Source organism: Bradyrhizobium sp. 23AC (genome assembly GCF_054863025.1).
Genome location: NZ_JAVAYN010000191.1, coordinates 1 through 264, shown reverse-complemented (window position 1 = coordinate 264; position 264 = coordinate 1). Strand labels below are relative to the sequence as shown.

Genomic DNA, 264 nt, shown 5'->3' with positions numbered 1-264 from the left:
GCAGGATCGAGATGTTGCGGGCGAATCTCGCCGAGCGGCGCGGCAGGGGTGGGCAGCAGCGTTTCGACAACCTTCGCCATCGGTCCCGTCAGCCCGATCAGAAGCACGGCCCGCGTGAGGTTGAACCCCAGGTGAAAGGCAATCACCTGGGTATGCAAGCTCGAGAAGTTCTGTTGCAGCAGATGTTCAATCTGGGGGAGCATGACCACTGCCAGGGCGCATCCGAGCAGCTTGAACAGCAGCCTGCCGAGCGGGAGCCGCATG

1 pseudogene is annotated in these 264 nt (G+C 62.9%); it reads right to left on the bottom strand.

What is annotated here, in order from left to right:
• Positions 1–264: pseudogene (locus RAD10_RS42055) on the bottom strand (hypothetical protein); the annotation flags it as partial.